The organism is Burkholderia sp. Bmkn7 (assembly GCF_041103175.1).
Classification (GTDB): domain Bacteria; phylum Pseudomonadota; class Gammaproteobacteria; order Burkholderiales; family Burkholderiaceae; genus Burkholderia; species Burkholderia cepacia.
This window is the reverse complement of sequence record NZ_JBGCUH010000003.1, coordinates 2554077-2580638: the sequence shown is the minus strand read 5'-3', so window position 1 is coordinate 2580638 and position 26562 is coordinate 2554077. Positions and strand designations below refer to the sequence as shown.

The 26562-nt window shown below is 67.5% G+C and carries 25 protein-coding genes; 11 read left to right on the top strand and 14 right to left on the bottom strand.

The window, feature by feature from the left end:
• Positions 1–137 precede the first annotated feature (137 nt).
• Entirely contained in the window at positions 138–551 is a 414-nt protein-coding gene (locus AB3K92_RS33545; protein ID WP_021159071.1) for a gamma-glutamylcyclotransferase, read from the top strand.
• Positions 552–678: 127 nt separating this feature from the next.
• Here AB3K92_RS33545 and aceB read toward each other — a convergent pair whose 3' ends face one another.
• The gene (gene aceB, locus AB3K92_RS33540) at positions 679–2271 is read right to left on the bottom strand and encodes a malate synthase A (RefSeq protein ID WP_059651721.1); all 1593 of its coding nucleotides are present in this window, start codon (positions 2269–2271) and stop codon (positions 679–681) included.
• A 65-nt stretch (positions 2272–2336) separates the two neighbouring features.
• On the bottom strand, positions 2337–3098 hold the full coding sequence (locus AB3K92_RS33535) for a haloacid dehalogenase type II (RefSeq protein ID WP_369466624.1): 762 nt from the start codon (positions 3096–3098) through the stop codon (positions 2337–2339).
• A 154-nt stretch (positions 3099–3252) separates the two neighbouring features.
• On the opposite strand from AB3K92_RS33535, the gene AB3K92_RS33530 reads away from it, so the two are divergent.
• Both AB3K92_RS33530 and AB3K92_RS33525 read left to right on the top strand, forming a co-directional pair.
• Positions 3253–4158 (top strand): LysR family transcriptional regulator, encoded by a 906-nt coding sequence (locus AB3K92_RS33530; RefSeq protein WP_021159074.1) that lies wholly within the window; start codon positions 3253–3255, stop codon positions 4156–4158.
• 171 nt (positions 4159–4329) lie between these two features.
• On the top strand, positions 4330–4764 hold the full coding sequence (locus AB3K92_RS33525) for a universal stress protein (protein WP_011352489.1): 435 nt from the start codon (positions 4330–4332) through the stop codon (positions 4762–4764).
• A gap of 190 nt (positions 4765–4954) precedes the next feature.
• Here the strand turns inward: AB3K92_RS33525 and aceA are convergent, their stop codons facing one another.
• The 3 genes from aceA to AB3K92_RS33510 form a co-directional block, all read right to left on the bottom strand.
• A complete protein-coding gene (gene aceA / locus AB3K92_RS33520; RefSeq protein ID WP_048020876.1) occupies positions 4955–6262 on the bottom strand; it encodes an isocitrate lyase in 1308 nt (435 codons plus the stop codon).
• A gap of 393 nt (positions 6263–6655) precedes the next feature.
• A complete protein-coding gene (locus AB3K92_RS33515; RefSeq protein WP_021159078.1) occupies positions 6656–8197 on the bottom strand; it encodes a DEAD/DEAH box helicase in 1542 nt (513 codons plus the stop codon).
• 380 nt (positions 8198–8577) lie between these two features.
• Positions 8578–8847 carry an acyl-CoA-binding protein gene (locus AB3K92_RS33510; protein ID WP_011352486.1) on the bottom strand — a complete coding sequence of 90 codons (270 nt, stop codon included), beginning with the start codon at positions 8845–8847 and terminating at the stop codon, positions 8578–8580.
• Between the two features lie 147 nt (positions 8848–8994).
• On the opposite strand from AB3K92_RS33510, the gene tsaB reads away from it, so the two are divergent.
• From tsaB to AB3K92_RS33490, 4 genes are read left to right on the top strand one after another with little or no spacing between them, the layout of a single operon-like run.
• Complete coding sequence (gene tsaB / locus AB3K92_RS33505; protein WP_124588057.1) at positions 8995–9762, top strand: tRNA (adenosine(37)-N6)-threonylcarbamoyltransferase complex dimerization subunit type 1 TsaB; 768 nt, start codon at positions 8995–8997, stop codon at positions 9760–9762.
• Positions 9759–10259: a ribosomal protein S18-alanine N-acetyltransferase gene (gene rimI, locus AB3K92_RS33500; RefSeq protein ID WP_021159081.1), complete on the top strand. Its 501-nt coding sequence runs from the start codon at positions 9759–9761 to the stop codon at positions 10257–10259. Before tsaB ends, rimI begins: the two co-directional genes overlap by 4 nt.
• Positions 10246–11280 carry a uracil-DNA glycosylase gene (locus AB3K92_RS33495; RefSeq protein WP_059859593.1) on the top strand — a complete coding sequence of 345 codons (1035 nt, stop codon included), beginning with the start codon at positions 10246–10248 and terminating at the stop codon, positions 11278–11280. The genes rimI and AB3K92_RS33495 overlap by 14 nt, the downstream gene beginning before the upstream one ends.
• Positions 11277–12242, top strand: a complete 966-nt coding sequence (locus tag AB3K92_RS33490) for a DUF1853 family protein (protein ID WP_369466623.1) — start codon at positions 11277–11279, stop codon at positions 12240–12242. The genes AB3K92_RS33495 and AB3K92_RS33490 overlap by 4 nt, the downstream gene beginning before the upstream one ends.
• Positions 12243–12260: 18 nt before the next feature.
• Here AB3K92_RS33490 and thiD read toward each other — a convergent pair whose 3' ends face one another.
• Both thiD and lplT read right to left on the bottom strand, forming a co-directional pair.
• Complete coding sequence (gene thiD / locus AB3K92_RS33485) at positions 12261–13070, bottom strand: bifunctional hydroxymethylpyrimidine kinase/phosphomethylpyrimidine kinase (protein ID WP_021159084.1); 810 nt, start codon at positions 13068–13070, stop codon at positions 12261–12263.
• A 58-nt stretch (positions 13071–13128) separates the two neighbouring features.
• On the bottom strand, positions 13129–14436 hold the full coding sequence (gene lplT / locus AB3K92_RS33480) for a lysophospholipid transporter LplT (protein WP_021159085.1): 1308 nt from the start codon (positions 14434–14436) through the stop codon (positions 13129–13131).
• Positions 14437–14654: 218 nt separating this feature from the next.
• On the opposite strand from lplT, the gene alr reads away from it, so the two are divergent.
• The 3 genes from alr to AB3K92_RS33465 all read left to right on the top strand — a co-directional run bounded on the left by alr (position 14655) and on the right by AB3K92_RS33465 (position 17526).
• A complete protein-coding gene (gene alr / locus AB3K92_RS33475; protein ID WP_021159086.1) occupies positions 14655–15725 on the top strand; it encodes an alanine racemase in 1071 nt (356 codons plus the stop codon).
• 11 nt (positions 15726–15736) lie between these two features.
• On the top strand, positions 15737–17113 hold the full coding sequence (gene radA / locus AB3K92_RS33470; RefSeq protein ID WP_021159087.1) for a DNA repair protein RadA: 1377 nt from the start codon (positions 15737–15739) through the stop codon (positions 17111–17113).
• Between the two features lie 146 nt (positions 17114–17259).
• A complete protein-coding gene (locus AB3K92_RS33465; RefSeq protein ID WP_059494095.1) occupies positions 17260–17526 on the top strand; it encodes a DUF2866 domain-containing protein in 267 nt (88 codons plus the stop codon).
• Positions 17527–17739: 213 nt separating this feature from the next.
• Here AB3K92_RS33465 and AB3K92_RS33460 read toward each other — a convergent pair whose 3' ends face one another.
• Positions 17740–19671: an ATP-binding cassette domain-containing protein gene (locus tag AB3K92_RS33460; RefSeq protein ID WP_369466622.1), complete on the bottom strand. Its 1932-nt coding sequence runs from the start codon at positions 19669–19671 to the stop codon at positions 17740–17742.
• A gap of 136 nt (positions 19672–19807) precedes the next feature.
• Here AB3K92_RS33460 and AB3K92_RS33455 point away from each other — a divergent pair, with 136 nt between their 5' ends.
• Positions 19808–20287, top strand: a complete 480-nt coding sequence (locus tag AB3K92_RS33455; RefSeq protein WP_027787077.1) for a glutathione peroxidase — start codon at positions 19808–19810, stop codon at positions 20285–20287.
• Positions 20288–20347: 60 nt separating this feature from the next.
• Here the strand turns inward: AB3K92_RS33455 and cls are convergent, their stop codons facing one another.
• The 6 genes from cls to dapC all read right to left on the bottom strand — a co-directional run bounded on the left by cls (position 20348) and on the right by dapC (position 26518).
• Positions 20348–21787, bottom strand: coding sequence for a cardiolipin synthase (cls, locus tag AB3K92_RS33450; protein WP_369466621.1), 1440 nt, complete (start codon positions 21785–21787; stop codon positions 20348–20350).
• A gap of 108 nt (positions 21788–21895) precedes the next feature.
• Entirely contained in the window at positions 21896–22804 is a 909-nt protein-coding gene (gene prmB / locus AB3K92_RS33445; RefSeq protein ID WP_021159092.1) for a 50S ribosomal protein L3 N(5)-glutamine methyltransferase, read from the bottom strand.
• Between the two features lie 11 nt (positions 22805–22815).
• On the bottom strand, positions 22816–23955 hold the full coding sequence (dapE, locus tag AB3K92_RS33440) for a succinyl-diaminopimelate desuccinylase (protein ID WP_060072992.1): 1140 nt from the start codon (positions 23953–23955) through the stop codon (positions 22816–22818).
• A gap of 90 nt (positions 23956–24045) precedes the next feature.
• A complete protein-coding gene (locus tag AB3K92_RS33435) occupies positions 24046–24414 on the bottom strand; it encodes an ArsC family reductase (protein ID WP_006478478.1) in 369 nt (122 codons plus the stop codon).
• Positions 24414–25241, bottom strand: a complete 828-nt coding sequence (dapD, locus tag AB3K92_RS33430) for a 2,3,4,5-tetrahydropyridine-2,6-dicarboxylate N-succinyltransferase (RefSeq protein WP_014896723.1) — start codon at positions 25239–25241, stop codon at positions 24414–24416. Before dapD ends, AB3K92_RS33435 begins: the two co-directional genes overlap by 1 nt.
• 44 nt (positions 25242–25285) lie before the next feature.
• Complete coding sequence (dapC, locus tag AB3K92_RS33425; RefSeq protein ID WP_059624092.1) at positions 25286–26518, bottom strand: succinyldiaminopimelate transaminase; 1233 nt, start codon at positions 26516–26518, stop codon at positions 25286–25288.
• Positions 26519–26562: the final 44 nt, after the last annotated feature.

Below are 26562 nucleotides of genomic sequence, written 5' to 3'. Positions count from 1 at the left end.
GAGGCGCTTGCGCGTTCGAACCATCGGGCCGGTATCGTGGTCTATCGATGCGCGGGGGATTGCGCAAGAATTGCGCACGGATCGCGCATGAATCGCCCGTGAACAGGGCAACACACGAATCAAAGAGGAGAACCACGATGCGTTACGTCTTCGTCTACGGCACCTTGAGAAACGGGGAGGCCAACGACATCGGCCACGCGGCCGCCAGGCACGGAATTGCCGCGCCGACGCTGCTCGGCGCCGCCGCGCTGCCGGGAGAGCTGTACGATTTCGGCACGTATCCGGGGATGGTTGCCGGGTCGGCCGGCAAGTCGCTGGTCTGGGGCGACGTCTACGAAATCGACGACCTGCTTGTTCCCGTGCTCGACGAGATCGAGCGCGTCTATCCGGGTGTCGACTCGCTGTTCAAGCCGGACGACGTGACCGTCGAACTCGGCGGCCGGCAGTACGCGTGCCTTTACTATCCGGTCGCCGCGCACGCGACCGCCGGGCGTCCGCGCATTGCGTCGGGCGACTGGGTTCAGCACCGGCGCGAGCGGGAAGCCGTCTGACCGGCCGCGCGGCAGCCGCTTCAGCCGCAAAGGAAAAAGCGCCCCGAGGGGCGCTTTCGTTTGTGCCGTCATTCGCATGCGACCGGCGCCGACGCAAGGGCGGCCCCGATCGGGACGGGCGGCTTCGTCAGATTTCCTCGTACAGCGGCAGCGTCAGGAATTCGGTGAAGCCTTCCGACGTCGACATCTGCTCGAAGATCGCGGCGGCGCGCTCGTACGGCTGCGTGTTGCCGCCGACCGAGCGCTTCACGTTGTCGAGCTCGGCCTTCGAGAATTCCCGCACGAGCTCGGCCGTGACCTTGCGGCCGTCGTCGAGCACGCCCTTCGGCGAGCGGATCCACTGCCACACCTGCGAACGGGAAATCTCGGCCGTGGCTGCATCTTCCATCAGGTTGTGGATCGGTACGCAACCGTTGCCGTCGAGCCAGGCGCCGAGGTAATGGATGCCGACGTTGATGTTGTTGCGCAGGCCGGCTTCGGTGATCGGCGTTTCAGGCTGGAAGTCGAGCAGGTTCCTGCCTTCGACCTGTACGTCGTCGCGCTGCTTCGCGATCTGGTTCGGCTTGTCGCCGAGCACCTTGACGAACTCTTCCATCGCGATCGGCACGAGGCCCGGGTGCGCGACCCAGCCGCCGTCGTAGCCGTCGGTCGCGTCGCGCTGCTTGTCCGAACGCACGCCGCCCATCGCCTTGTCGTTCGCTTCCGGATCGTTCTTGATCGGGATCAGCGCGCTCATCCCGCCGATCGCCGGCGCGTTGCGCTTGTGGCAGGTCTTCAGCAGCAGCAGCGCGTACGCGCGCATGAACGGCACCGTCATCGTGATCTTCGAACGCTCGGCCAGGCAGAAGTCGCGGTCGTTCTTGAACTTCTTGATCGCCGAGAAGATGTAGTCCCAGCGGCCCGCGTTCAGGCCCGAGCTGTGTTCGCGCAGTTCGTACAGGATCTCGTCCATCTCGAACGCGGCGAGGATCGTCTCGATCAGCACCGTCGCGCGGATCGTGCCGCGCGGCACGCCGACGGCTTCCTGCGCCGCGACGAAGATGTCGTTCCACAGCCGTGCCTCGAGATGGCTTTCCATCTTCGGCAGGTAGAAGTACGGGCCCGAGCCGCGCGCAAGCAGTTCCTTCGCGTTGTGGAACAGGAACAGCGCGAAGTCGAAGATGCCGCCGGACACGCGCTGGCCGTCGACCGTCACGTGTTTCTCGTCGAGGTGCCAGCCGCGCGGACGCACGATCAGCGTCGCGACCTTGTCGTTCAACTGGTAGGACTTGCCGTTCTGCTCGAGCGAGATCGTCCGGCGCACTGCGTCCTTCAGGTTGATCTGGCCGTCGATCTGGTTCGTCCAGCTCGGCGCGTTCGAATCCTCGAAGTCCGTCATGTACGAATCGGCGCCCGAGTTCAGCGCGTTGATGATCATCTTGCGCTCGACGGGGCCCGTGATCTCGACGCGGCGGCATTGCAGGTCGGCCGGCAGCGGCGCGACCTTCCAGTCGCCTTCGCGGATCGCCTTCGTTTCGGCCAGGAAGTCGGGGCGCTCGCCCGCGTCGAGGCGTTTCGTGCGCTCGACGCGCGCCTGCAGCAGCGCCCGGCGGCGCGGTTCGAACGTGCGGTGCAGCGCCGCGACGAGTGCGAGCGCGTCGGGCGTCAGGATTGCTTCGTAACCCGGCTTGATTTCGCCGGTGATCGCCATGCCTTGCGGCAGCGTGATCGGGGTGCTCATGAGTCTCATCTCCTTGGTCGGTCAGTTGCGGTTTCGGTAAAGGGGGGAGGCGGCAGCTGCAATCGTCATGCACCCGGGCCGGGGCGCGTGCGGTTTGCGGGTCTGCCGGACGGAGCCGGGGTGGCGAGGAATGCGAGCAGGTCGGCCATGCCGGTGCCCGTACCGTCCGGCGGCGCGCCGAGTTCCTCGGCGGGCGCGCCCGTGCGGTTGAGCCAGAACGTGGTGTAGCCGAACCAGACGGCGCCGGCGACGTCCCACGCGTTCGACGACACGAACACGATGCCGCGCCGGTTCGGTCCGAACGCGGCGGTGCCGAGCGCATAGGCCGCCGGACTCGGCTTGTACGCGTGCACGGTGTCGGCCGACAGCACGCGATCGAACAGCCCGGACATGCCGGCGCTCTTGATCGCGATGTCGAGCATCTGTGGCGTGCCGTTCGACAGGATCGCGAGCGGCGGGCGCGGGTCGAGCGCGCGCAGCTTGCGCAGCGCGGGCACCGTATCGGGATAGGTGGACAGGCACGCGTATTCGTCCATCAGTCGCTTCTCGGCCGCGCTGTTCAGCGCGAGCCCGAGCCGGCGCGCGGCGAACCGCAGCGCATCGAGCGTGATGTCCCGGAACGGGCGATAGCGGGCGCCGGCCGGATCGGCGAGCGTGCGCAGTTGCGAGTATTCGATTTGCTTGCGTCGCCACAGCTGCGACAACCGTTCCCCGTGACCCGGAAACATCTGCTCTGCCGCGGCCAGCACCGCACGCACGTCGAACAACGTGCCGAATGCGTCGAAGAGGATTGCGTCGGGAGAGGAGAGTGTCGTTGTGGCCGACATAGCCTTGCGCTCCGGTTTCAGAGGTCGAGTGAATTCTATTCGTGATCGTATGCGCTAAAAAAGACGCTATTCATCACTTGATCTTTTACTTTCATATACCTAATCTTGAGCCGTTTAAGCTATTTGAAGGGCGGCGGCACCGCCCCGGCGAGTCATGGACCGGTTCAAGCAGATCGAAACGTTCGCTGCGGTCGCGGCGAAGGGCAGCCTGTCGGCGGCTGCGCATGCGGAAGGCGTCGCCCCGGCGATCATCGGCCGACGCCTCGACGCGCTCGAGGAGCGGCTCGGCGTCAAGCTGCTGGTGCGCACGACGCGCAAGCTCACGCTGACGTTCGAGGGCTCGGCGTTTCTCGAGGATTGCCAGCGGATCATCAACGACATGCAGAACGCGGAGGCGAGCGTGTCCGCCGGCGGCGTCAAGGCGAGCGGCCACCTGCGTATTTCCGCGCCGGCGGGCTTCGGCCGGCGGCACGTCGCGCCGCTCGTGCCCGAATTCAGCGTCGGGCATCCCGACGTCTCGGTCACGCTCGACCTGTCCGACCGCATGGTCGACCTCGTCAACGAGGGGTTCGATTGCGCGGTGCGGCTCGGCGAGCTGCCCGACTCCTCGCTCGTGTCGCTGAAGCTCGGCGAGAACCGCCGTGTGTGCGTCGCGGCTCCCGCGTACCTCGTACGGCGCGGCACGCCCGCGACGCTCGCGGAACTGGCGCGGCACAACTGCCTCGCGCTTGCGGCAAACGCGAACCAGCAGCGCGGCTGGGCGTTCCAGGAGGACGGCAAGGTCGTGTCGATCCGCGTGAACGGCACGATGGAATGCTCGGACGGCGCGGTGCTGCACGAATGGTGCCTCGCCGGACATGGCCTGGCGTGGCGCTCGTGGTGGGAGGTCGGCGAGGACATCGCGGCCGGCCGGCTCGTCAGCGTGCTCGACGCATTTGCCGCCCCGCCGATCGGCATCCACGCGGTGTTCCCGCAACGCCGGCACCTGCCGCTGCGTGTGCGGCTGTTTCTCGACTACCTGAAGCACACTTACGAGCGGCCCGGATATTGGGGCGAGTAGCAGCGGGAGCCGGTCGCGTTCGCCCGCGTGTTTCCGATATGAGGGCGAACCCGTTGCCGGGGCCGGTTGGGCGGTTTCGCGCACTACACTCGTAGGAGGCATGTCCGACGCGTCACGGCCGCCCCGGATGGGATCGCGGCTTGCGGCGTGTACTTGACGAAGGAGGGCGCGATGTTCCGGCACATCCTCGTTCCAACCGACGGTTCCGAACTGTCGCAGAAGGCGATCGACGGCGCGATCGACCTGGCCCGGGCGGTCGGTGCGCGCGTCACGGCGTACGCGTGCCTGCCGCAGTATCCGTACTCGCCGTTTTCCGAAGTGATCATCGAGCCGCCCGCCGATTTCCGGGCGCGCAGCGAGCGCGAGGCGCGTACGCATCTGGACGAGGTCGAATCGGCCGCGAAGGCGGCCGGCGTCGACTGCGACACCTGGACGAGCGTCCATCCGTCGCCGTATCTCGGCATCATCGAGGCGGCCGAACGCGGCGGCTGCGACGTGATCTTCATGGCGTCCCACGGACGCCGCGGGCTCGGCAGCTTGCTGATCGGCAGCGAGACGCAGCGCGTGCTGACCCATACGAAAATTCCGGTGATCGTTTATCGGTAGGGCCGTGCCCTGGAAAAAGGGCGCGCCGGACGAAGCCGGCGCGCGTCGTTGCTGGCGGCACGCAGGCCGCGCGGCCGGTCGCGCGATCGGTATCGCGCGCCTGCCGTCTCCTCCCTGATTTTTGTTCGGTGGCCGATGCCGCGCCGTCGCGAGACGGAGGCGGGCATCGGCATGACACGCCTGGCGCGTGTTACGCGACCTTCTTGCCGTCGAAGAACTGCTCGTCCTCGGTCGAGCCGTGCAGTGCGGTCGTCGACGCTTCGCGTTCGACCGTCTGCGTCACGGCGTCGAAGTAGCCGGTGCCGACTTCGCGCTGGTGCTTGACGGCCGTGAAGCCCTTGTCCGCGGCCGCGAACTCGGCCTGCTGCAGTTCGACGAAGGCGCTCATCTGTGTGCGGGCATAGCCGTGCGCGAGGTTGAACATCGAGTAGTTCAGCGCATGGAAGCCGGCCAGCGTGATGAACTGGAACTTGTAGCCCATCGCGCCGAGCTCCTTCTGGAACTTCGCGATCGTCGCGTCGTCGAGGTTCTTCTTCCAGTTGAACGACGGCGAGCAGTTGTACGACAGCAGCTTGCCCGGGAACTGCTTGTGGATCGCTTCCGCGAACTTCTTCGCGTACTCGAGATCCGGCTTGCCGGTTTCGCACCAGACGAGGTCGGCGTACGGCGCGTAGGCAAGACCGCGCGAGATCGCCTGCCCGATGCCCGGCTTCGTGCGGAAGAAGCCTTCCACCGTGCGCTCGCCCGTGAGGAACGGCTTGTCGTTGTCGTCGACGTCGGACGTGATCAGGTCGGCGGCTTCCGCGTCGGTGCGGGCAACCAGCACGGTCGGCGTGCCCATCACGTCGGCCGCGAGGCGCGCTGCCGACAGCTTCGCGACGGCTTCGCGGGTCGGCACGAGCACCTTGCCGCCCATGTGGCCGCACTTCTTCACCGACGCGAGCTGGTCCTCGAAGTGGACGCCCGAGGCGCCGGCTTCGATCATCGCCTTCATCAGCTCGAACGCGTTCAGCACGCCGCCGAAACCGGCTTCCGCGTCGGCGACGATCGGTGCGAAGAAGTCGACATAACCTTCGTCGCCCGGATTCTTGCCTTCCGACCACTGGATCTGGTCGGCGCGCGTCAGCGTGTTGTTGATGCGCTTCACGACGAGCGGCACCGAGTTTGCCGGGTACAGCGACTGGTCCGGGTACATTTCGCCCGCGACGTTCGCGTCGCCGGCCACTTGCCAGCCGGACAGGTAGATGGCCTTCAGGCCGGCCTTCACCTGCTGCATCGCCTGGTTGCCGGTCAGCGCGCCGAGTGCGTTGACGAACGGCTCGTTGTTGACGAGGCTCCACAGCTTTTCCGCGCCGCGCCTGGCGAGCGTGTGCTCGATCGGCACCGAACCGCGCAGGCGGACCACGTCCTCAGCCGAATAGCTGCGCTTGATGCCTTTCCAGCGCGGATCGGTTTCCCATTGCTTTTGCAGTTCCTGTGCCTGTTGCTGACGCGACATGATGAGCTCCTTGATGCGGTGCGATGCCTGATGGGTTGAATCTGACGATGGTGAGGCTGTTCTCGAAGCCGGGAGCGTTGTGTTCCGGTTCGTGAGGTCTTGTATAAGAGTCTAGGCAAATCGACCGGGGCGGGACAGGGGGCTTTGTGGGGCGGCAGTCAAATTTTTAGTTGTTTTTAATCAATGACTTGAAGTTGTGATTTCGAGATAAGAAACGCTCTTTCCCATCCTGCAATCGCTCGGGTTGTGCCACGCAGCATGATTTTTTACGACACAAAAAAATTTTCCGCATCGTGAAATGTGGGGCGGGGCGAAAAAAAACCGGCGCAGATGCGCCGGTTGGCTGAATGGGCAGTGCCATCCGTGGGGCGGCCGGTGGCCGCCCGTGCGTGCTTACGACGCGGAGTTGCTGCGACGCGGGCCGCCGCTGCGTTGACCGTCGCGGCGCGGGCCGCCGTCACGGCTGCCGCCCGGCTTGCCGCTCCAGCCGCCGCCATTGCCGCCGCCGTAGCTGCGGCCGTTGCCGCCATGACCGCCACCCGGCTTGCCGCCGAAACGTCGACCGCCGCCGTTACCGCCGCCCGGACGGCCGCGGCCGCCGGTGCCGCCGTTGCGCGGGGGTGCCTTGCGCGGCTCGAAACCTTCGATCACGTTGACCGGCAGCGGCGAGCGCACGAAGCGTTCGATGCGCTTGAGCGCGCCCTGTTCGGCGTGGTGCACGAGGCTCACCGCGGTGCCCGAACGGCCCGCACGGCCCGTACGGCCGATACGGTGCACGTAGTCTTCCGCGAACTTCGGCAGGTCGTAGTTGAACACGTGCGTGATGCCCGGGATGTCGATGCCGCGCGCCGCGACGTCGGTCGCGACCAGCACGCGCACACGGCGCTCGCGCAGCGCACGGATCGTGCGGTTACGCGCGCCCTGCGGCAGGTCGCCGTGCAGCGCGGCCGATTCGAAACCTGCGTCGGCGAGACGGCCGGCGAGCTGGTCGGCATCGATCTTGGTCGCCGTGAAGATGATCGCCTGGTCGAGCGCGTCGTCGCGCAGCAGGTGATCGAGCAGGCGATCCTTGTGGTCGCGGTCGTCGACGTAATGCACGGTCTGCGCGATGTTTGCGCGCGACTCGAGGCGCTGCTGGATCTCGATACGCTCGGGATCCTTCAGCAGGCGGCTCGTCAGCGAACCGATCTTGCCGTCGAGCGTGGCCGAGAACAGCATCGTCTGGCGCGTCGCGGGCGTCGCGGCGACGATCGTTTCGATGTCGTCGATGAAGCCCATGTCGAGCATGCGGTCGGCTTCGTCGAGCACGAGCATCTTCAGCTCGGACAGGTCGATACGGCCGCGTTCGAGGTGATCGAGCAGACGGCCCGGCGTGGCGACCAGGATTTCGGGGTTCTTCGCGAGCAGCATCAGCTGCTGGCCGTAGGCGACGCCGCCGAGGATGCTGACCGTGCGCAGGCGCTTCAGGTGCTTGCCGTAGGTCGACGCGGCGGTGGTGACCTGCATCGCGAGTTCGCGGGTCGGCGTCAGCACGAGCAGGCCCGGGCGCGCGACGGGTTGCGGGCGGCGCGCACGGCGGTCGCCCTGGTTCGGTTCACGCGGCGCGCGCGGTTGCTGCGCCTGTGCCTTCTGGAGCTGCGCGAAACGTTCGATCGCGGGCAGCATGAATGCAGCGGTCTTGCCCGAACCGGTCGGGCTCGAGACCAGCAGGTCACGGCCGGCGATGCCGGCCGGAATCGCGCGCTGCTGGACCGGCGTCGGCTTCACATAGCCGGCGGCCTGCAGCGCGGAGACGATCTCCGGCGACAACCCGAGCGACGCGAAGCTCGGCTCGTCCGACGCCGGTTCGACCGCGGCCGGTGCGGCGGCGTCGTCGAGACCGAGCGCCTGGTCGGCGATCGCGTTGAGCGGGCTGGAGTTGATGCTCGAAGTCATAACAATCCTTGAAACACAGTGGGTGAAACGTCGGCGCCAATCGCGCATACCCAAGTCGTCGGATTCAGCGAGCAAATCGGGAAACGGGTGCAATCCGCCGAACCGTCGGCGGATGAGGCATTAGAAGCTGTTTTGGGTGCGGCGCGCTTCAGGAGCGGGGCCGCCAGCCTGATAAGTGACGACCGCGAAGGTCGAAGCAGGAGGGGACAGGTTCTAAACCGGATTGGAGCTTAACGCTACGAGGCGTCGGGCCGGAACGGCTTGCGAGCCGAGCGCGGAGATGACGCAGCCAGCATTATAAAGAGATTTGCTGCGCTGCGCCACTGATTTGATTGCCTATTGCAACCGGGGGTGACCGGGGACGGCCGGAGGCTATTCGGTCAGGATGCCGTGCCGTTCTTCAGCGATTCGACGAGTTCGATGTACTGCTGCTTTGCCGCATCCTGCGACGTGCCCTTCAGCGCATCCCATGCGTCGTACTTGTATTTGCCGACGATGTCGGTGAAGCCCGGCTTGTCGCCATGGGCGTCGCCGTCGGTCGCCTGCTTGAAGAGCGCGTACAGGCGCAGCAGGGTCAGGTTGCCCGGCCGTTCCGTCAGTTGCTTGACGTCGATCTGGGCCTGGTCGAATTGGGCGGTGAGTTCGCTCATCGGGTGTCTCCGTAAGGGTTTCAGGTCGGGCGATCTTAACAAGCGGACCGCCGCGCGGGGTCGAGCGATCCTTCCAAACCGCCGCCGGGCGTGCGCGTGCGCACGGATCGGGCCCGATCGCCCGTGGGAGCGGGGTGCCGCATTACAATGTCGCCCATGACGCAAACAGTGCTCCTCGCCATCGATACGTCGACCGAATACTGCTCGGTCGCGCTGCTGCGCTCGGCCCACGCCGATGACGCCGTTTCCATCCCGCAAACCTGGGTCCGCCACGAACTGACGGGCGCCGTGTCGAGCACGCGCGTGCTGCCGGCAATCCAGGAACTCTTCGCCGAATCGGGGCTGACGCTCGCCGATTGCGACGCGATCGCGTTCGGCGCGGGCCCCGGGTCGTTCACGGGCCTGCGCACCGCGACGGGCATCACCCAGGGGCTCGCGTTCGGGCGCGGGCTGCCGGTCGTGCCGATCGGCACGCTGCTCGCGTGTGCCGAGCACGCGCGGCTGCGCGCCCCCGGTACGACCCGTGTCCTCGCCGCGCTGGATGCGCGGATGGACGAAGCCTACTGGGCGGACTTCGCGTGGGACGAAAGCGCCGGCGACTGGCTCACGCTGCATCCGGCTTCGCTCGATGCGCCGGGTGCGGTCGGCCTGCCCGATACGCCGTTCACGCTCGCGGGCAACGCGGCCGCCGCGTTCGGCGCGCAGTTGCCGGCCGCGGCGCACGCGGCCGTGATCGACGGCGACGCGATGCCGCACGCGCTGGCGGTCGCCCATGCCGCGCTGCGCGCGTTCCGTGCCGGCCGTGCGGTGCCGGCCGACCAGGCCGCACCGGAATACGTGCGCGACAAGGTGGCACAGACGACCGCCGAGCGCGTCGCGGCACGCGCCGCTCAGGCAGGCGGAGCGAAGGGATGACGGGCGTACTGCTGAGCGACCGCTACCTGGCGCCGATGACGGATGCTGATCTCGACGAGGTCGTCGCGATCGAGCACGTCGCGTACGAGTTCCCGTGGAGCCGCGGCAACTTCGAGGATTCGTTGCGCAACGGCTACCTGGGCGTGTGCCTGCGGCACGTGACGGGTTCGCTCGTCGGCTATTGCGTGCTGATGCCGGTGGTCGACGAGATGCACCTGCTGAACCTGTGCGTCGCGCCGGCCGCGCAGCGCGCGGGTGCGGGCCTTGCGCTGCTGCGCGAGGCCGTGCGCATTTCGCGTGCGGAGCGGCTCGACGGCGTGCTGCTCGAGGTGCGGCCGTCCAATCCGCGCGCGATCCATCTGTACGAGCGCTTCGGCTTCGTGACGATCGGCCGGCGCAAGAATTACTACCCGGCGAAGCACCACAGCCGGGAAGACGCGATCGTGATGCGTCTGACGCTGAACAAGGATGAGGGGGACGCGCATGGCATGGGCTGAAGCGGCGCTCGAGGAAATGGGTCTCGCGCAGATCTGGGTGCGGCGCGGGCAGGGCGCGAATGAAGGCGCGGACGCGGGCGCGGCAGTCGAAGCGCCCGCCGCGGCGCAAACGGGGGCGGCGAACGCCGCACCAGCCGTCGTTGCGACCGAGCGACCTGCGCGCACCGCGCGCACGCCGGCGCAAGACGAGGCGACGCCGGCAGTGGCGCGGAGCGTCGATGTTCCGCCGGTTCGCGAGCCTGCCGCCCCGGCGCACCGCGTCGACGACGATCGCGTGCCCGCACGCGCCGCGCCGGTCGCATCGACCGACACGATGCCGCCGATGGACGATGCGCCGCCTGCCGGAGCCGACGATTTTGCGTGGTTCGATGCGGCGCCGCCGGGCGATCCCGCGCCGACGGCCCCATTGCGACGCGCCGAAACCCCGGTTGCGACACTCGACTGGGACGCGCTGGCTGCGCGCGTGGCCGACTGCACGCTCTGCCGGTTGTGCGAGAAGCGGACCAACACCGTGTTCGGGGTCGGCGACCGCGAGGCGGACTGGATGCTGATCGGCGAAGCGCCGGGCGAGAACGAGGACAAGCAGGGCGAGCCGTTCGTCGGCCAGGCCGGCAAGCTGCTCGACAACATGCTGCAGTCGCTGTCGCTCCAGCGCGGCGACAACGTGTACATCGCGAACGTGATCAAGTGCCGGCCGCCCGGCAACCGCAACCCGGAGCCGGACGAGGTCGCTCGCTGCGAGCCTTATCTGCAGCGTCAGGTCGCGCTCGTGAAGCCGAAGCTGATCGTCGCGCTCGGCCGTTTTGCCGCGCAAACCCTGCTGAAGACGGATGCGAGCATCGCGTCGCTGCGCGGCCGCGTGCATGCGTACGAGGGCGTGCCGGTGATCGTGACCTACCACCCGGCATACCTGTTGCGCAGTCTGCAGGACAAGTCGAAGGCATGGGCCGACCTGTGCCTCGCACGCGACACGTTCCGGCGCGCGGAAGGCGCCGACGTGAACGGGCCGGCCGGGCAATGACGACGGGCGCGGCGTGCGCACTCGTCGATACGCTGCATGACGCCGCGGTTCGCGATCTGGGCTGGTTGCTTGCCAGCCCGAGCCTCCTCACCGCGGTACCGGGAGCGCCGCTTGCGCGCCCGTGGCCGGATGCGGCCGGGCAGTCGGCCGTCCACGCTTGGCTCGCCGCGCTCGATGCGCAGCCCGGGCCGCTGCATCGCGCGCTGGACGGGTTCCGGCCCACCCGGCTCGGCCGCTACGCGGAATGCCTGCTCGAGTATTTCCTGACGCACGGCCCGTCGCTGCGGCTCGTCGCGGCCAATCTGCCGCTGCGCAGCAACGGCAAGACGCTCGGCGAAGTCGATTTTCTCGTCGACGTGCCGGGTGGTCAGCGCCTGCATTGGGAGCTCGCGGTGAAGTGCTATTTGTGCGCGCCGGTACGCGACGGTGCATCGCTTGCCGACTTCGTCGGCCCCAATCTCGTCGACCGGTTCGACCGCAAGCGCAGCCGGCTGCTCGATCACCAGTTGCGCCTCGGCGAACACGACGGGTTCGCGCGGCTCGGCTATGGCGCACCGTCCGACGCACAGATGTTCATCAAGGGCTGGTTGTTCTATCCGCACGGCGCGCCGTTGCCGTCGGTGTCCGCCGAAATCGCGCCGGATCACCCGCGCGGATTCTGGCTGACGCACGCGCAGTGGCCGGGGTGGGCGGCCGCGCAGCCCGCCGGCGCCGCATGGAGTGTGTTACCGAGGCTCGCGTGGCTCGCGCCGCGACGTGCCGCCGCCGATACCGGATTCGAGCCGGAACCGCTGGCGGCCGCTCTGGAGCTGCCGCCCGTGTTGACGACGCGCGAGGCCCCCGCGCTGATCGGCATACATGAACAGGACGGTGACGGCACCTGGCGCGAACGGGCGCGTGGGTTCGTCGTGCCGGACGACTGGCCGGTGCGCGCGCAGGCGTTCGCGGCGCAGGATCACTGACGCCGCGTCAGCCGGCGCTCACCACCAGCGATGGAAGTGATGGACGGGGCCGACGCCGTGGCCGACGTCGAGGTGGCCGCTCGCGGCGATCGCGCCGGTCAGGTAGGTCTTGGCTTCGCGCACCGCGCTTTCGAGGTCGGGCTGTTGCGGCAGCAGCGCGGCGATCGCCGACGACAGCGTGCAGCCGGTGCCGTGCGTGTTGCTGACCGGCACGCGTGCACCGTCGAGCCGCACGGAGCGCGCCGCTTCGACGAGCCAGTCGGGGCTCGCGGACGCGTCCGGCAGGTGGCCGCCTTTCATCAGTACGGCACGCGCGCCGGTCTGTAGCAGGGCCCGGCCTTGCCGGACCATGTCGTCTTCCGTGGTGGCGGGCACGTCGTTCAGCAGCGCGGCGGCCTCGGGCAGGTTCGGCGTCACGACCGTCGCGAGCGGCAGCAGCGCATCGCGCAACGCGTCGACGGCATCGGGCGCCAGCAGCGCGTGCGAGCTCTTCGAGATCATCACCGTGTCGAGTACGACGAAGCGTGGCGCATAACGCCGCAGCGCGTCGGCGACCGCGTGCACGATCGCCGCATTCGCGAGCATCCCGATCTTGACCGCATCGATGCGGATGTCGCTGAACACCGCGTCGAGCTGTGCGGTCACGAACGCCGCGTCCGGCGCATGCACGCCCGTTACGCCGCGGGTGTTCTGGGCGGTCAACGCAGTGATTGCGCTGGCACCGTAGGCGCCCAGCGCGGAGAACGTCTTCAGGTCGGCCTGGATGCCTGCGCCGCCGCCCGAATCGGAGCCGGCGATCGTCAGGATGTTGGGTATCGGGTGCGTCATCGGGGCAATGCGCCGGTTCAAAGACCGGCGCCGGCGGACGGAAACGAGGAGTGTAGCGTCAGTGCCGCGATTCGCCGATCAGCGCGACCGAGTCGAACTGGCGCTGGTTCGCCTGGTGGCGGCGCATCACGAGCCACATCGTCAGGCAGACGAACGTGCCGAACAGGACGATCACGACGCCGACCGGCACGTCGAGCCACACGAGCACCGCATACAGGCACAGCATCACGAGCACCGACAGGTTCTCGTTGAAGTTCTGCACCGCGATCGAGTGGCCGGCCGACAGGAGCACGTGGCCGCGATGCTGCAGCAGCGCGTTCATCGGAACGACGAAGTAACCGGACAGCGCGCCCACGCACATCAGGAAGATGTACGCGATGATCAGGTACACGGGCATGCGCAGGTGGCCGAAATGCACGGCCCAGTGCGGCGGGAACAGGTCGCGCGTGTAGAACGCCATCAGCATCACCGCGATGCCCATGACGATGCCGACGGGCAGCACGGTCAGCGACTTCTTCAACGGGATCCGGGCCGCGGCGGCGATTGCGCCGGCCGCGACGCCGACCGCGACCACGGCCTGGAGGATCGCGCCTTCCGACAGCGACATGCCGAGCGAGACTTCAGCCCACTTCAGCACGATGAACTGCAGCGTCGCACCCGCACCCCAGAACAGCGTCGTGACCGCCAGCGAGATCTGGCCGAGCTTGTCGCGCCACAGCACCATGAAACAGTCGGCGAAATCGGTGAGGAGCTTGACCGGGCCGCGTTCCTGCTTCGGGTAGCGGGCGCCGGTATCGGGAATGCGCAGGTTGAACAGCGCGGCGACCACGTAGATCGCCATGATGATCGCCATCGCCGCTTCGGCGGGCGTGCCGATCCAGGCGGGGGTATGCGCGATCACGTGCGACGCGATGTGCGGGCTGATCAGCGCACCGCCGAGCACGGTGCCGAGGATGATCGAGCTGACGGTCGTGCCTTCGATCCAGCCGTTGGCGGCAACCAGCCGGTCGGCCGGCAGCAGCTCGGTGAGAATGCCGTATTTCGCGGGCGAGTAGGCTGCCGCGCCGAAGCCGACAATCCCGTACGCGATCAGCGGGTGGGCGCCGAGCAGCATGATCATGCAGCCGATCACCTTGATCGAGTTGGTGATGAACATCACGCGGCCCTTCGGTCGCGAATCCGCGAACGCACCGACATACGCCGCCAGCACCACATAGGACAACACGAAGAACAGCTTCAGCAGCGGTGTCATCCAGTTGGGGGCGTGGAGGTCTTTCAGCAGGGCGATGGCGGCGATGAGGAGCGCATTGTCGGCCAGCGACGAGAAAAACTGCGCGGCCATGATGGTGTAAAAACCTTTTTTCATCTGATGCGATGCTTTCGTCGCTGCGGCAGGGCCGCGTAGGCCGCCTGGTATGCGATCGGCTTATTCCGTTCGAAATGGGTTGTGCGCACGGCTTTATAACATGAAAATACGCCAGTTCGGACTAGCAAGATTCCCCGATCGTTCCGCAAGTTGTCGGCTTCAGTGCTCAAAAGGCGCGGTAAGCTGATGATTCGCAAGCGTCTTTACGTAAATTTCCCATGCCGCGCCCGATCTCCGCCACCATCCACACCGCCGCTCTCGCGAACAATCTCTCCGTCGTCCGCCGCTTTGCCGGCCCGTCCAAGGTCTGGGCGGTCGTCAAGGCGAACGCGTACGGGCACGGTCTCGCCCGCGCGTTTCCGGGCCTGCGCGGCACCGACGGCTTCGGCCTGCTCGACCTCGACGAGGCAGTCAAGCTGCGCGAGCTCGGCTGGGCCGGCCCGATCCTGCTGCTGGAGGGGTTCTTCCGCTCGACCGACATCGACGTGATCGACCGCTACAGCCTGACGACGACCGTCCACAACGACGAGCAGATGCGGATGCTGGAAACGGCGCGGCTGTCGAAACCCGTCAACGTGCAGCTGAAGATGAACAGCGGGATGAACCGGCTCGGCTACCTGCCGGAGAAATACCGCGCCGCGTGGGAGCGCGCCCGCGCGTGCCCCGGCATCGGCCAGATCACGTTGATGACCCATTTTTCGGATGCGGACAACGAGCGCGGCGTCGCCGAGCAGCTCGCGACGTTCGAGCGCGGCGCGGAAAACATCGCCGGCGCGCGCAGTCTCGCGAACTCGGCCGCCGTGCTGTGGCATCCGGACACGCATTTCGACTGGGTGCGCCCGGGGATCGTGCTGTACGGCGCGTCGCCGTCGGGGCTGTCGTCCGACATCGCCGACACGGGGCTGAAGCCGGCGATGACGCTCGCGTCCGAACTGATCGCGGTGCAGACGATCGCGAAGGGCCAGGCGATCGGCTACGGCTCGACGTTTTCCGCGCAGGCGCCGATGCGGATCGGCGTGGTCGCATGCGGTTATGCGGACGGTTATCCGCGGGTCGCGCCCGAAGGCACGCCCGTGATCGTCGACGGCATCCGCACGCGGATCGTCGGCCGCGTGTCGATGGACATGATTACCGTCGACCTGACCCCGTGCCCGCAAGCCGGCGTCGGCGCGCGGGTCGAGCTGTGGGGCAATGCATTGCCGATCGACGACGTCGCCCGCCATTGCGGCACGATCGGTTACGAGCTGATGTGTGCAGTCGCCGGCCGCGTGCCCGTGCGCGCGGAATAAGGGCGTCGCGCGTGGCCAAACAGAAAACCGTATACGTCTGCAGCGAGTGCGGCGGACAGACCCCGAAGTGGCAAGGGCAATGCCCGTCGTGCCAGGCCTGGAATACGCTCGTCGAATCGGTTCCTGAGGCGCCGTCGGCCCATCGTTTCCAGTCGCTCGCCAAGCGTGCGCCCGTGCAGCGTCTCGTCGACATCGAAGCCGCCGACGTGCCGCGCTTCTCCACCGGCATCGGCGAATTCGACCGCGTGCTCGGCGGCGGGCTCGTGCCGGGCGGCGTCGTACTGATCGGCGGCGACCCGGGTATCGGCAAATCGACGCTGCTGCTGCAGTCGCTTGCGGACATCGCGAGCGAGCGGCGCGCGCTCTATATCAGCGGCGAGGAATCGGCCGCGCAGATCGCGTTGCGCGCGCAACGGCTTGCGCTGCTCGACGGCGGTACGCCGGCGGACGAACTGAAGCTGCTCGCGGAGATCCAGCTCGAGAAGATCCAGGCCGCGATCGACACGGAACGGCCGGACGTGGCCGTGATCGACTCGATCCAGACCGTCTATTCGGAAGCGCTCACGTCGGCCCCCGGCTCCGTCGCGCAGGTGCGCGAATGCGCGGCGCAGCTCACGCGCATCGCGAAGCAGTCGGGCACCGCGATCATCATGGTCGGGCACGTGACGAAGGAAGGCAACCTGGCCGGCCCGCGCGTGCTCGAGCACATCGTCGACACGGTGCTGTACTTCGAAGGCGACACGCACTCGTCGTTCCGGCTCGTGCGCGCGTTCAAGAACCGCTTCGGCGCGGTCAACGAACTCGGCGTGTTCGCGATGACGGAGCGCGGGCTGCGCGGCGTCGCGAATCCATCCGCACTGTTCCTGTCGCAGCACGAGCAGGTCGTGCCCGGCTCGTGCGTGCTCGTTACACAGGAGGGCACGCGCCCGCTGCTCGTCGAAGTCCAGGCGCTCGTCGACACCGCGCACGTGCCGAACCCGCGCCGGCTCGCGGTCGGCCTCGAACAGAACCGGCTCGCGATGCTGCTCGCGGTGCTGCACCGTCATGCCGGCATCGCGTGCTTCGACCAGGACGTGTTCCTCAATGCGGTGGGCGGCGTGAAGATCACCGAGCCGGCCGCCGACCTCGCGGTGCTGCTCGCGATCCATTCGTCGATGCGCAACAAGGCGCTGCCGAAGGGGCTGATCGTGTTCGGCGAAGTGGGGCTGGCGGGCGAGATCCGGCCGTCGCCGCGCGGGCAGGAGCGGCTGCGCGAGGCCGCGAAGCTCGGTTTCACGTCCGCGCTGATCCCGAAGGCGAACGCGCCGAAGCAGCCGATCGAAGGGCTGAACGTGATGGCCGTCGATCGGCTCGAGCAGGCGATCGACCGCGTGCGCGATCTCGAGTGACCGGCTGCACGGGTACGCGGGCCGGGCCTGCCGGCGATCTGGCGCGTAATTCGCTGTAAAGAATATGTAGGCTTCTGTAACCCGCCGGACATCGCTTTTCCCTATCCTTGGCCGGATTGTCGAACCGCGCAATGCGAAGGGAACCTATGTTGAAATCCTATGGGGAAGCGCCGGGCGGACGCCTTTACAACCTGCGCGGCTGCCGCGTGTCGGAGCCGATTCGCCAGCCCTGGGGTGGGGGATGCCGGATCGTCGAGTGGATCGACGAAGAGGGGCGACTCGCGCGCAAGGTCGTGTCCGAGGACGTGACGGAAGCGGAAGTCGCTGCCACGATCCGGCGGCCGACCGAAGGGCGCCGGTACCTGATGGGCGACGACGAGCAGATGCCGCGCGATACGCTGCCGCGCCGCTGAGCCGGCAGCCTGGCGGATGGTCGGCGAACCACAGGGTGACGACGGTAGTGAATGAACAGGCCGGGACCGTGCGCCCGGCCTTGTCGTATCCGGGCCCGAAGAAGGACGGATGGGCCTGTCGAGATGCCGCGATATCAAGGTGCCGCGGTGCCGCGGTGCCGAGGCAGCCGGCACGCCGGGCTGGCATACCGGCCGGTTGCGCCGTGACAGCGGTCAGCCGATCTGCTCGAGCTCTTCCTGTGCGGCAAGCCAGTCGGCCTCGACCGTCTCGAGACGCGTGTTGACGTCCCCGAGCTTGCGGATCGCATCGGTCAGCTCCGTCTTGCGCTCGGCTTCGTAGCTCGCCGGATCGGCGACGAATGCGTCGAGGCGGGCCTTCTCCGCGTGCAGCGTCTCCATTTCCTTTTCGAGCTTGGTGATGCGCGTCTGCAGCGGCTTCTTCAGCACCGACAGGCGCTGCCGTTCCTCGGCGGCCTGACGTTTCTGGTCCTTGCGGTTGGCCGCGGCACCCGCGCCCGACGAAGCTGCGCTGTCCGCCTTCGCGGCGGCGCGCTGCTCGGCCGCGTGCTGCAGCAGCCAGTCGCGGTAGTCGTCGAGGTCGCCGTCGAACGGCTGCAGCCGGTGCTTCGCGACCAGCATGAACTGGTCGGTCGTCGCGCGCAGCAGGTGGCGGTCGTGCGAGACGAGGATCAGCGTGCCCTCGAACTGCGCGAGCGCCATCGTCAGCGCATGGCGCGTTTCGAGGTCGAGGTGGTTGGTCGGTTCGTCGAGCAGCAGCAGGTTCGGCTTCTGCCAGATGATCAGCGCGAGCGCGAGGCGTGCCTTTTCGCCGCCCGAAAACGGCCCGACCGGGCTGGTTGCCATGTCGCCCGAGAAGTTGAAGCCGCCGAGGAAGTCGCGCATTTCCTGCTCGCGCGTGTCGGGCGCGAGCCGCGCCAGATGCGCCAGCGGCGAATCGTCCTCACGCAGCGTTTCGAGCTGGTGCTGCGCGAAATAGCCGATCGTCAGCCCCTTGCCGTCGCGGACGTGCCCCGACAGCGGCGCTAGCGTGCCGGCCAGCGTCTTGATCAGCGTCGACTTGCCCTGGCCGTTCGCGCCGAGCAGGCCGATGCGCTGGCCGTTCTGGATCGACAGCGCGACGCGCTCGACGATCGGGATCTCCGCTCCGCCGTCGGCGTGGTAGCCGCAGCGGACGTCTTCCATCACCATCATCGGGTTCGGCGCGGCGTCGGGCGTGCGGAATTCGAACGTGAACGGCGACGCGATGTGCGCGGGCGCGATCAGCTCCATCTTCTCGAGCGCCTTCATCCGGCTCTGCGCCTGCTTGGCCTTGGTCGCCTTGGCCTTGAAGCGGTCGACGAAGCTCTGCAGGTGCTCGATCGTCTTCTGCTGCTTTTCGTAGGCGCTTTGCTGGAGCGCCAGTTGCTGCGCGCGCAGCACTTCGAACTGCGAGTAGTTGCCGCCGTAGCGCTTCACCTGGCGGTTTTCCAGGTGCAGCGTGACATTGCAGATCGAATCGAGGAATTCGCGGTCGTGCGAAATCACGACGAGCGTGCCGGGGTAGCGGTGCAGCCAGTCTTCGAGCCAGACGATCGCGTCGAGGTCGAGGTGGTTCGTCGGTTCGTCGAGCAGCAGCAGGTCGGAGCGGCACATCAGCGCCTGCGCGAGATTCAGGCGCATGCGCCAGCCGCCGGAGAAGCTGGCGACGGATTCGCGCGTCTGCGCGAGCGTGAAGCCGAGACCGAGCAGCAGCGCCTCGGCACGGGCCGGCGCGGTGTAGCCGTCGGCGTCGGCGAATGCCGCGTGCGCGTCGGCTTCGGCGGCGCCGTCATGCGCGGCGGACGCGGCGGCGATGCGCGCCTCGATCTCGCGCAGCGCGGCGTCGCCGTCGAGCGTGTAGTCGAGCGCCGAGCGGTCGACGGCGGGCGTTTCCTGCGACACGTGGGCGATCCGCCACGACGGCGGCATCGAGAAATCGCCGCCGTCGGAGTGCAGCTCGCCGCGCAGGACCGAGAACAGCGTCGACTTGCCGGCGCCGTTCGCGCCGATCAGGCCGGCTTTCTCGCCGGGATTGAGCACGAAGGAGGTCGACTCGAACAGCGGCTTGGTGCCGCGCGCAAGGCTGAACTGATTGAAACGGATCACGGCGGAAATGACTGGCCAAAACCGCTATTCTAGACTGCGCGCCGCTTGCGCCGGGCATTGGCCGTTCGGCGGATGCCGCAATGGTGCAATTTCGCCTAGACTCCACGTCGATCCGGTTTCGTAAAAGGAGTGCCCGATGTCCACCCTGTATTCGTTCAGCGCAGAGACGCTTGCCGGCGCGCCGGCCTCGCTCGACGCGTATCGCGGCAAGGTGCTGCTGATCGTCAACACCGCGAGCGAGTGTGGTTTCACGCCGCAGTACGCCGGTTTGCAGAAGCTGTACGACCAGTACGCGGCGCGCGGCTTCTATGTGCTCGGCTTCCCGTGCAACCAGTTCGGCAAGCAGGAGCCCGGCGACGCCGCGCAGATCGGCGCGTTCTGCGAGCGCAATTACGGCGTCACGTTCCCGATGTTCGCGAAGATCGACGTGAAGGGCGACCATGCGCATCCGCTGTACCGCTACCTGACCGACGAGGCGCCCGGCATTCTCGGCCTCAAGGCGATCAAGTGGAACTTCACGAAATTCCTGATCGATCGCGAAGGGCGCATCGTCAAGCGCTATGCGCCGTCCACCAAGCCGGACGAAATCGCCGCGGATATCGACAAGCTGCTGTGACGGCTGCCGGCGTCGTTCGCGGCGCCGGTGCGGGTCGCCTGCCCGCCGCGGTCCCGGCCGTCAGAGGATCGGTGCGAACAGCCGCGCGACGTGCATCGCGATGCGTCGCCAGGCAGGCGATCGGCGGTATTCGTTCGCATCGACCTCGTACGCCTGTGCGAAGTCGGCAGCGAGCATCGTCTCGACCTCGTCGGCGAATGCGCGGTCGACGGTCAGCACCATGATCTCGAAATTGAGGCGGAACGAACGGTTGTCGAGATTCGCGCTTCCGATCGCCGCCGCGATGCGGTCGATCAGCACGACCTTCTGGTGCAGGAAGCCGGGCCGGTAGCGGAATACCTTCACGCCCGCATCGACCAGGTCGCGCGCGTACAGCTTCGACGCCTCGAATACCACGTAGTGATCGCGCCGGCTCGGAATCAGGATGCGCACGTCGACGCCGCGCATGACGGCGAGCTTCAGCGCGGAGATCACGGCTTCGTCGGGGACGAGGTACGGCGTGGTGATCCAGACCCGTTCGCGCGCGGCGTTGATCGCCTCGACGAAGAACAGCGAGCCCGTCTCCTGCTTGTCGGCCGGCCCCATCGGCACGGCGAGGCAATGCATGTTGTCGCCCGGCTGCGCGGGCGGCGGCATCGCGAGCGGCGGCAGCTTCTGCGTCGCCCAGTGCCAGTCTTCGGCGAACACGTACTGGATGCTCGCGACCACGGGGCCGCGTATCTCGATGTGCGTGTCGCGCCACGGCGACAGGCGCGGCTTCGCGCCGAGATATTCGACGCCGACGTTGTGGCCGCCGACGAACGCGCGATTGCCGTCGACCACGACGATCTTGCGGTGGTTGCGGAAGTTGAGCTGGAAACGGTTGACGAACTTCCGGTTGGTCGCGAACGGATGCACCTCGACGCCGCCCCGGCGCAATGTGTCGACGTAGCTGTGCGGCAAGTCGAAGCTGCCGATGCTGTCGTACAGGAGGCAGCAGCGCACGCCGGCTGCCGCACGCGCGAGCATCGAGTCGCGCAGCATCCGGCCGAGCGCATCGTCGCGCACGATGAAGAACTGCACCACCACGTAATCGCGCGCTGCGTCGATTGCGGCGAGGATCGCCGAGAACGTCGCATCGCCGTTCACGAGCGTGCGCACCGAATTGCCGCCGAGGAACGGCATGCCGCCGAGACGCGTAAGCGCGAGCACCGCGGCCTGGCCGATCGCGTCGGCGGCCGGCCCGTCGGTCGCGTCGCTGCTGAGCCAGGGCGAGCGGGGTGTGTGCATGCGCAACATTTCCAGCTCGTGGCGCCGGGCGTCGACGTAGCCGGAGAACTTGCTGCGACCGAGGAACAGGTACGGAACGAGCGTCAGGTACGGCATGGCCGCAAGCGAGACGGCCCATGCGATCGCACCTTGCGACGTGCGCGTGTTCATGATCGCGTGGCACGCAGCGACGATCCCGAGCACATGGATGGTCAGGATCAGGGTGCCGAGATGTAGCCAGTCGAGGGTCATGGGCGCGTGACGGACTCCTGAGGTCGCGCGGCCGGGCGGCCGCCTACGCGCATCTTACCCAACCGTGCGGCGCAACGGTGCACCGCACGGTGGGCGAGCCGAAAAGGCTCAGGCCTTGCGCGGCAGGTCCGACGCCTGGATCAGGAACACGGCGTCGTCGCCCGCGCTGGTCGGCAGCCACGTGAGTTCGAGGCCGCCGAACGCGGCTTCGACGTTCTCGCGCTCGTTGCCGATCTCGACGACGAGCACGCCGTCGTCGTGCAGCCAGCGATGGGCTTCGGCGACGATGCGTCGCACGATGTCCATCCCGTCGTCGCCACCCGCGAGCGCCATCTCCGGCTCGTGCCGGTACTCGGGCGGCAGTGCGGCCATCGACGACGCATTCACGTACGGCGGGTTCGTCAGGATCACGTCGTAGCGCGAGTCCGGGTCGGTGCGGAATGCGGGCAGCGGCGCGTAGAGGTCGCCGCGGTGCAGCCCGATGCGGTCTTCGAGGCCGTAGTCGCGCACGTTGATCTCGGCGACTTCGAGGGCCTTGTCGGACAGGTCGACCGCGTCGATCTCGGCATTCGGGAACGCGCTCGCCGCGAGGATCGCGAGGCAGCCCGAGCCCGTGCACAGCTCGAGCACGGCGCCGACCTGTTCGGGATCGGCGACGTACGGCTGCAGCCCGTCGTCGAGCAGTTCGCCGATGAACGAGCGCGGCACGATCACGCGTTCGTCGACGTAGAAGCGGTGGCCATGCATCCAGGCTTCATGCGTGAGGTACGCGGCCGGCACGCGGTCGGTCGCGCGCCGTTCGATCACGGCGAGCACGGCCGCGATTTCGTCGGGCAGGAGCCGTGCGTCGAGGAACGGCTCGAGCGTGTCGAGCGGCAGGTCGAGCGTGCGCAGCACGAGGTAGGCCGCTTCGTCGTACGCATTGTCGGAGCCGTGGCCGAACGCGAGCTTCGCCTTCGAGAAGCGCGTGACCGCGTAGCGCAGCAGGTCGCGGACTGTGGCAAAAGGTGTCGTCATGCGAGGCTCCATCAGGCGATCAGTTGTTCGAGCACGCGGCGGTACACGTTCTTCAGCGGATCGATGAAGCGCACTTCGATGTGCTCGTCGATCTTGTGGATGCTGCCGTTCGGCGGCCCGAACTCGATCACCTGCGGGCAGATGCGCGCGATGAAACGGCCGTCCGACGTGCCGCCCGTGGTCGACAGCTCGGTCGTGATGCCGGTCTCGGTGCGGATCGCGTTTTCCAGCGCGCCCGACAGCTCGCCGCGCGGCGTGAGGAACGGCAGGCCGCTCACCGACCATTTCAGCGTGTATTCGAGGCCGTGCTTGTCGAGGATCGCGTGCACGCGCGCCTGCAGGCCCTCGACCGTGCTCGCGGTCGAGAAGCGGAAGTTGAACAGCAGGTCGGCGTGGCCGGGGATCACGTTGGTCGCGCCGGTGCCGGCGTGCAGGTTCGATACCTGCCAGGTGGTCGGCGGGAAGTATTCGTTGCCTTCGTCCCATTGCTCGGCGGCGAGCTCGGCGAGCGCCGGCGCGAGCAGGTGGATCGGGTTCTTCGCGAGGTGCGGATAGGCGATGTGGCCCTGCACGCCCTTGACGACCAGTTCGCCCGACATCGAGCCGCGGCGGCCGTTCTTGACGACGTCGCCGAGTTCGTTGGTCGACGTCGGTTCGCCGACGATGCAGTAGTCCATGCGTTCGCCGCGCGCTTCGAGCAGCTCGACGACCTTCACGGTGCCATCGGTGGCGGGGCCTTCCTCGTCGCTCGTGATCAGGAATGCGATCGCGCCGCGGTGGCCGGGGTGTGCCGCGACGAATTCCTCGGACGCGACCACGAACGCCGCGAGCGACGTCTTCATGTCGGCCGCGCCGCGGCCGTACAGCTTGCCGTCCCGATGGGCGGGGATGAACGGCGGCGAGCTCCATTGCTCGAGCGGGCCGGTCGGTACGACGTCGGTATGGCCCGCGAAGGCGAGCAGCTTGCCGTCGCGGCCGTCGGCGCCGCGCTTGACGGCCCACAGGTTGGTCACGCCGTGCGACGCGATGGTCTCGCATTCGAAGCCGAGTGCGGCGAGGCGCTCGGTCATGATCTGCTGGCAATGCTGGTCGTCGGGCGTCACGGACGCGCGGGCGATCAGCTGTTCGGTAAGGGCTAGGGTGGCGGACATGGTTCGGACCACTTTCGATAAAAAATGCCGGCGCGGTGGCCGGCAGCGACAAGACGTCGGGCCGCGCCGACGGGCGCAGCGCGGGCAGCCCTATGCGGCAAACAGCGCCGCGTATTGATCGGCCACGAAGCCGAGCGATTTCACGCGGCCGTTGACCACCAGCACGGGGCGCTTGATGACCGACGGCTTGTGGATCATCAGAGCGACCGCGCCGGTCTTCGTTTCGGCGGCCGCCTTCATTGCGTCGTCGAGGCCGCGCCACGTGGTGCCGCGCTTGTTGACGAGTGCGTCGAGCGACACGTCCTTCAGCCAGTCTTCGATCAGCGGCGCGCTGACGCCGAGCTTCTTGAAGTCGTGGAACTCGAATTCGACGCCGTGATCGTCGAGCCACACGCGGGCCTTCTTCACGGTGTCGCAGTTCGGAATGCCGTAGACGACCACGGTGTGCGGCTTCGCCATCAGTCGCCTCGCAGCAGCTCGTTCAGGCCGACCTTCGCACGCGTCTTCGCGTCGACCTTCTTGACGATCACCGCGCAATACAGGCTGTGCGAGCCGTCCTTCGACGGCAGGTTGCCGGCGACGACGACCGAACCGGCCGGGATGCGGCCGTAGCTGACTTCGCCCGTCTCGCGATCGTAGATCTTCGTGCTCTGGCCGAGGTACACGCCCATCGAGATCACCGAGTTTTCCTCGACGATCACGCCTTCGACGACTTCCGAGCGGGCGCCGATGAAGCAGTTGTCTTCGATGATGACCGGGTTCGCCTGCAGCGGCTCGAGCACGCCGCCGATGCCGACGCCGCCCGACAGGTGCACGTTCTTGCCGATCTGCGCGCACGAACCGACCGTTGCCCACGTGTCGACCATCGTGCCTTCGTCGACGTACGCGCCGATGTTGGTGTACGACGGCATCAGCACGACGTTCTTCGCGATGAACGAGCCGCGGCGCGCGATGGCCGGCGGGACGACGCGGAAGCCGCCTGCGGCGAAATCTTCGGCCGTGTAGTTCGCGAACTTCGACGGCACCTTGTCGTAGAACTGCGAGTAGCCGCCGGCGGGCATCGGCGCGTTGTCCTCCAGGCGGAACGACAGCAGCACGGCCTTCTTCAGCCACTGGTGCACGGTCCAGTTGCCGTCGATCTTCTCGGCAACGCGCAGCGCGCCTTTGTCGAGCTGCTCGATCGCGTGCGCGACGGCTTCGCGGACGTCGGCCGGTGCGGCCTTCGGCGACAGCTCGGCGCGGTTGTCCCAGGCGGTATCGATGATTTGCTGAAGTTGTTGCGACATGTTCGTTTTCGCAGGAGATTGGATGGAATTGATCGGATGGACGATTACCGCGCGAGAGACCGGCAGAAATCGACGATGCGTTGCGCGCCCTCGACGCATTCGGGGGTGCCCGCGACGAGCGCGATCCGGATGAAATCGCGGCCCGGATTCGTGCCGTGCGCATCGCGCGCGAGGTACGAGCCGGGCAGAACCGTCACATTATAGTCGGCGTACAGGCGGCGGGCGAACTCGGTGTCCGACAGGCCGGTGCGCGACACGTTGGCCCACAGGTAGAACGCCGCGTCGGGCAGTTTCACGTCGATCACGTCGGCGAGCATCGGCGTGACCGTGCTGAACTTCTGCAGGTACAGCGCCCGGTTCTCGCGCACGTGCGCCTCGTCGTTCCACGCGGCGATGCTTGCGTGCTGCCAGACCGGCGACAGCGCCGCACCATGGTACGTGCGGTACAGCAGGAATTTCTTCAGCAGCGCGGCGTCGCCGGCGACGAAACCCGAGCGCATGCCCGGCACGTTCGAGCGTTTCGACAGGCTCGACAGCATCACGAGCCGCTCGAAGCCGCGGCCGAGGCGGTGCGCGGCCTCGAGGCCGCCGAGCGGCGGTGCCGCTTCGTCGAAATAGATTTCCGAATAGCACTCGTCGGACGCGATCACGAAACCGTGGCGGTCGGACAGCGCGAACAGCTCGCGCCAGTCGTCGAGCGTCAGCACGGCGCCCGTCGGGTTGCCCGGCGAGCACACGTACAGCAGCTGCGTGCGCGCCCAGACCGCGTCGGGCACCGACGCGTAGTCGCACGCGAAGTTGCGGGCCGGGTCGCTGTTCGCGAAATAGGGTTCGGCACCGGCCAGCAGCGCCGCGCCTTCGTAAATTTGATAGAAAGGATTCGGACAGAGTACGATCGCCTTCTCGCCCGTTTCGGACGGGCGTGCGTCGATCACCGTCTGGGCGAGCGAGAACAGCGCCTCGCGCGAGCCCGACACGGGCAGCACCTGCGTGGCCGGATCGATGGCCGGCAGCCCGTAGCGGCGCTCGAGCCAGTGCGCGATCGACGTACGCAGCGCGTCCGAGCCGGCGGTGGCCGGGTACGACGCGAGACCGTCGAGCGCGGCCACCACGGCGTCGCGGATCAGCGCCGGCGTCGCGTGTTTGGGCTCGCCGATGCCGAAGCTGATCGGTTTGAGGGCGCCGGAGGGCGTCACGTCCTTGAACAGGGCGCGCAGCTTTTCGAAGGGATAGGGCTGGAGCGAGTCGAGTCGAGGGTTCACGGGCGAAGCGGCCATCGCGGCCGGTTGGAGCGAAGGAAGCGGCGGGCGCGCCGCGCGGC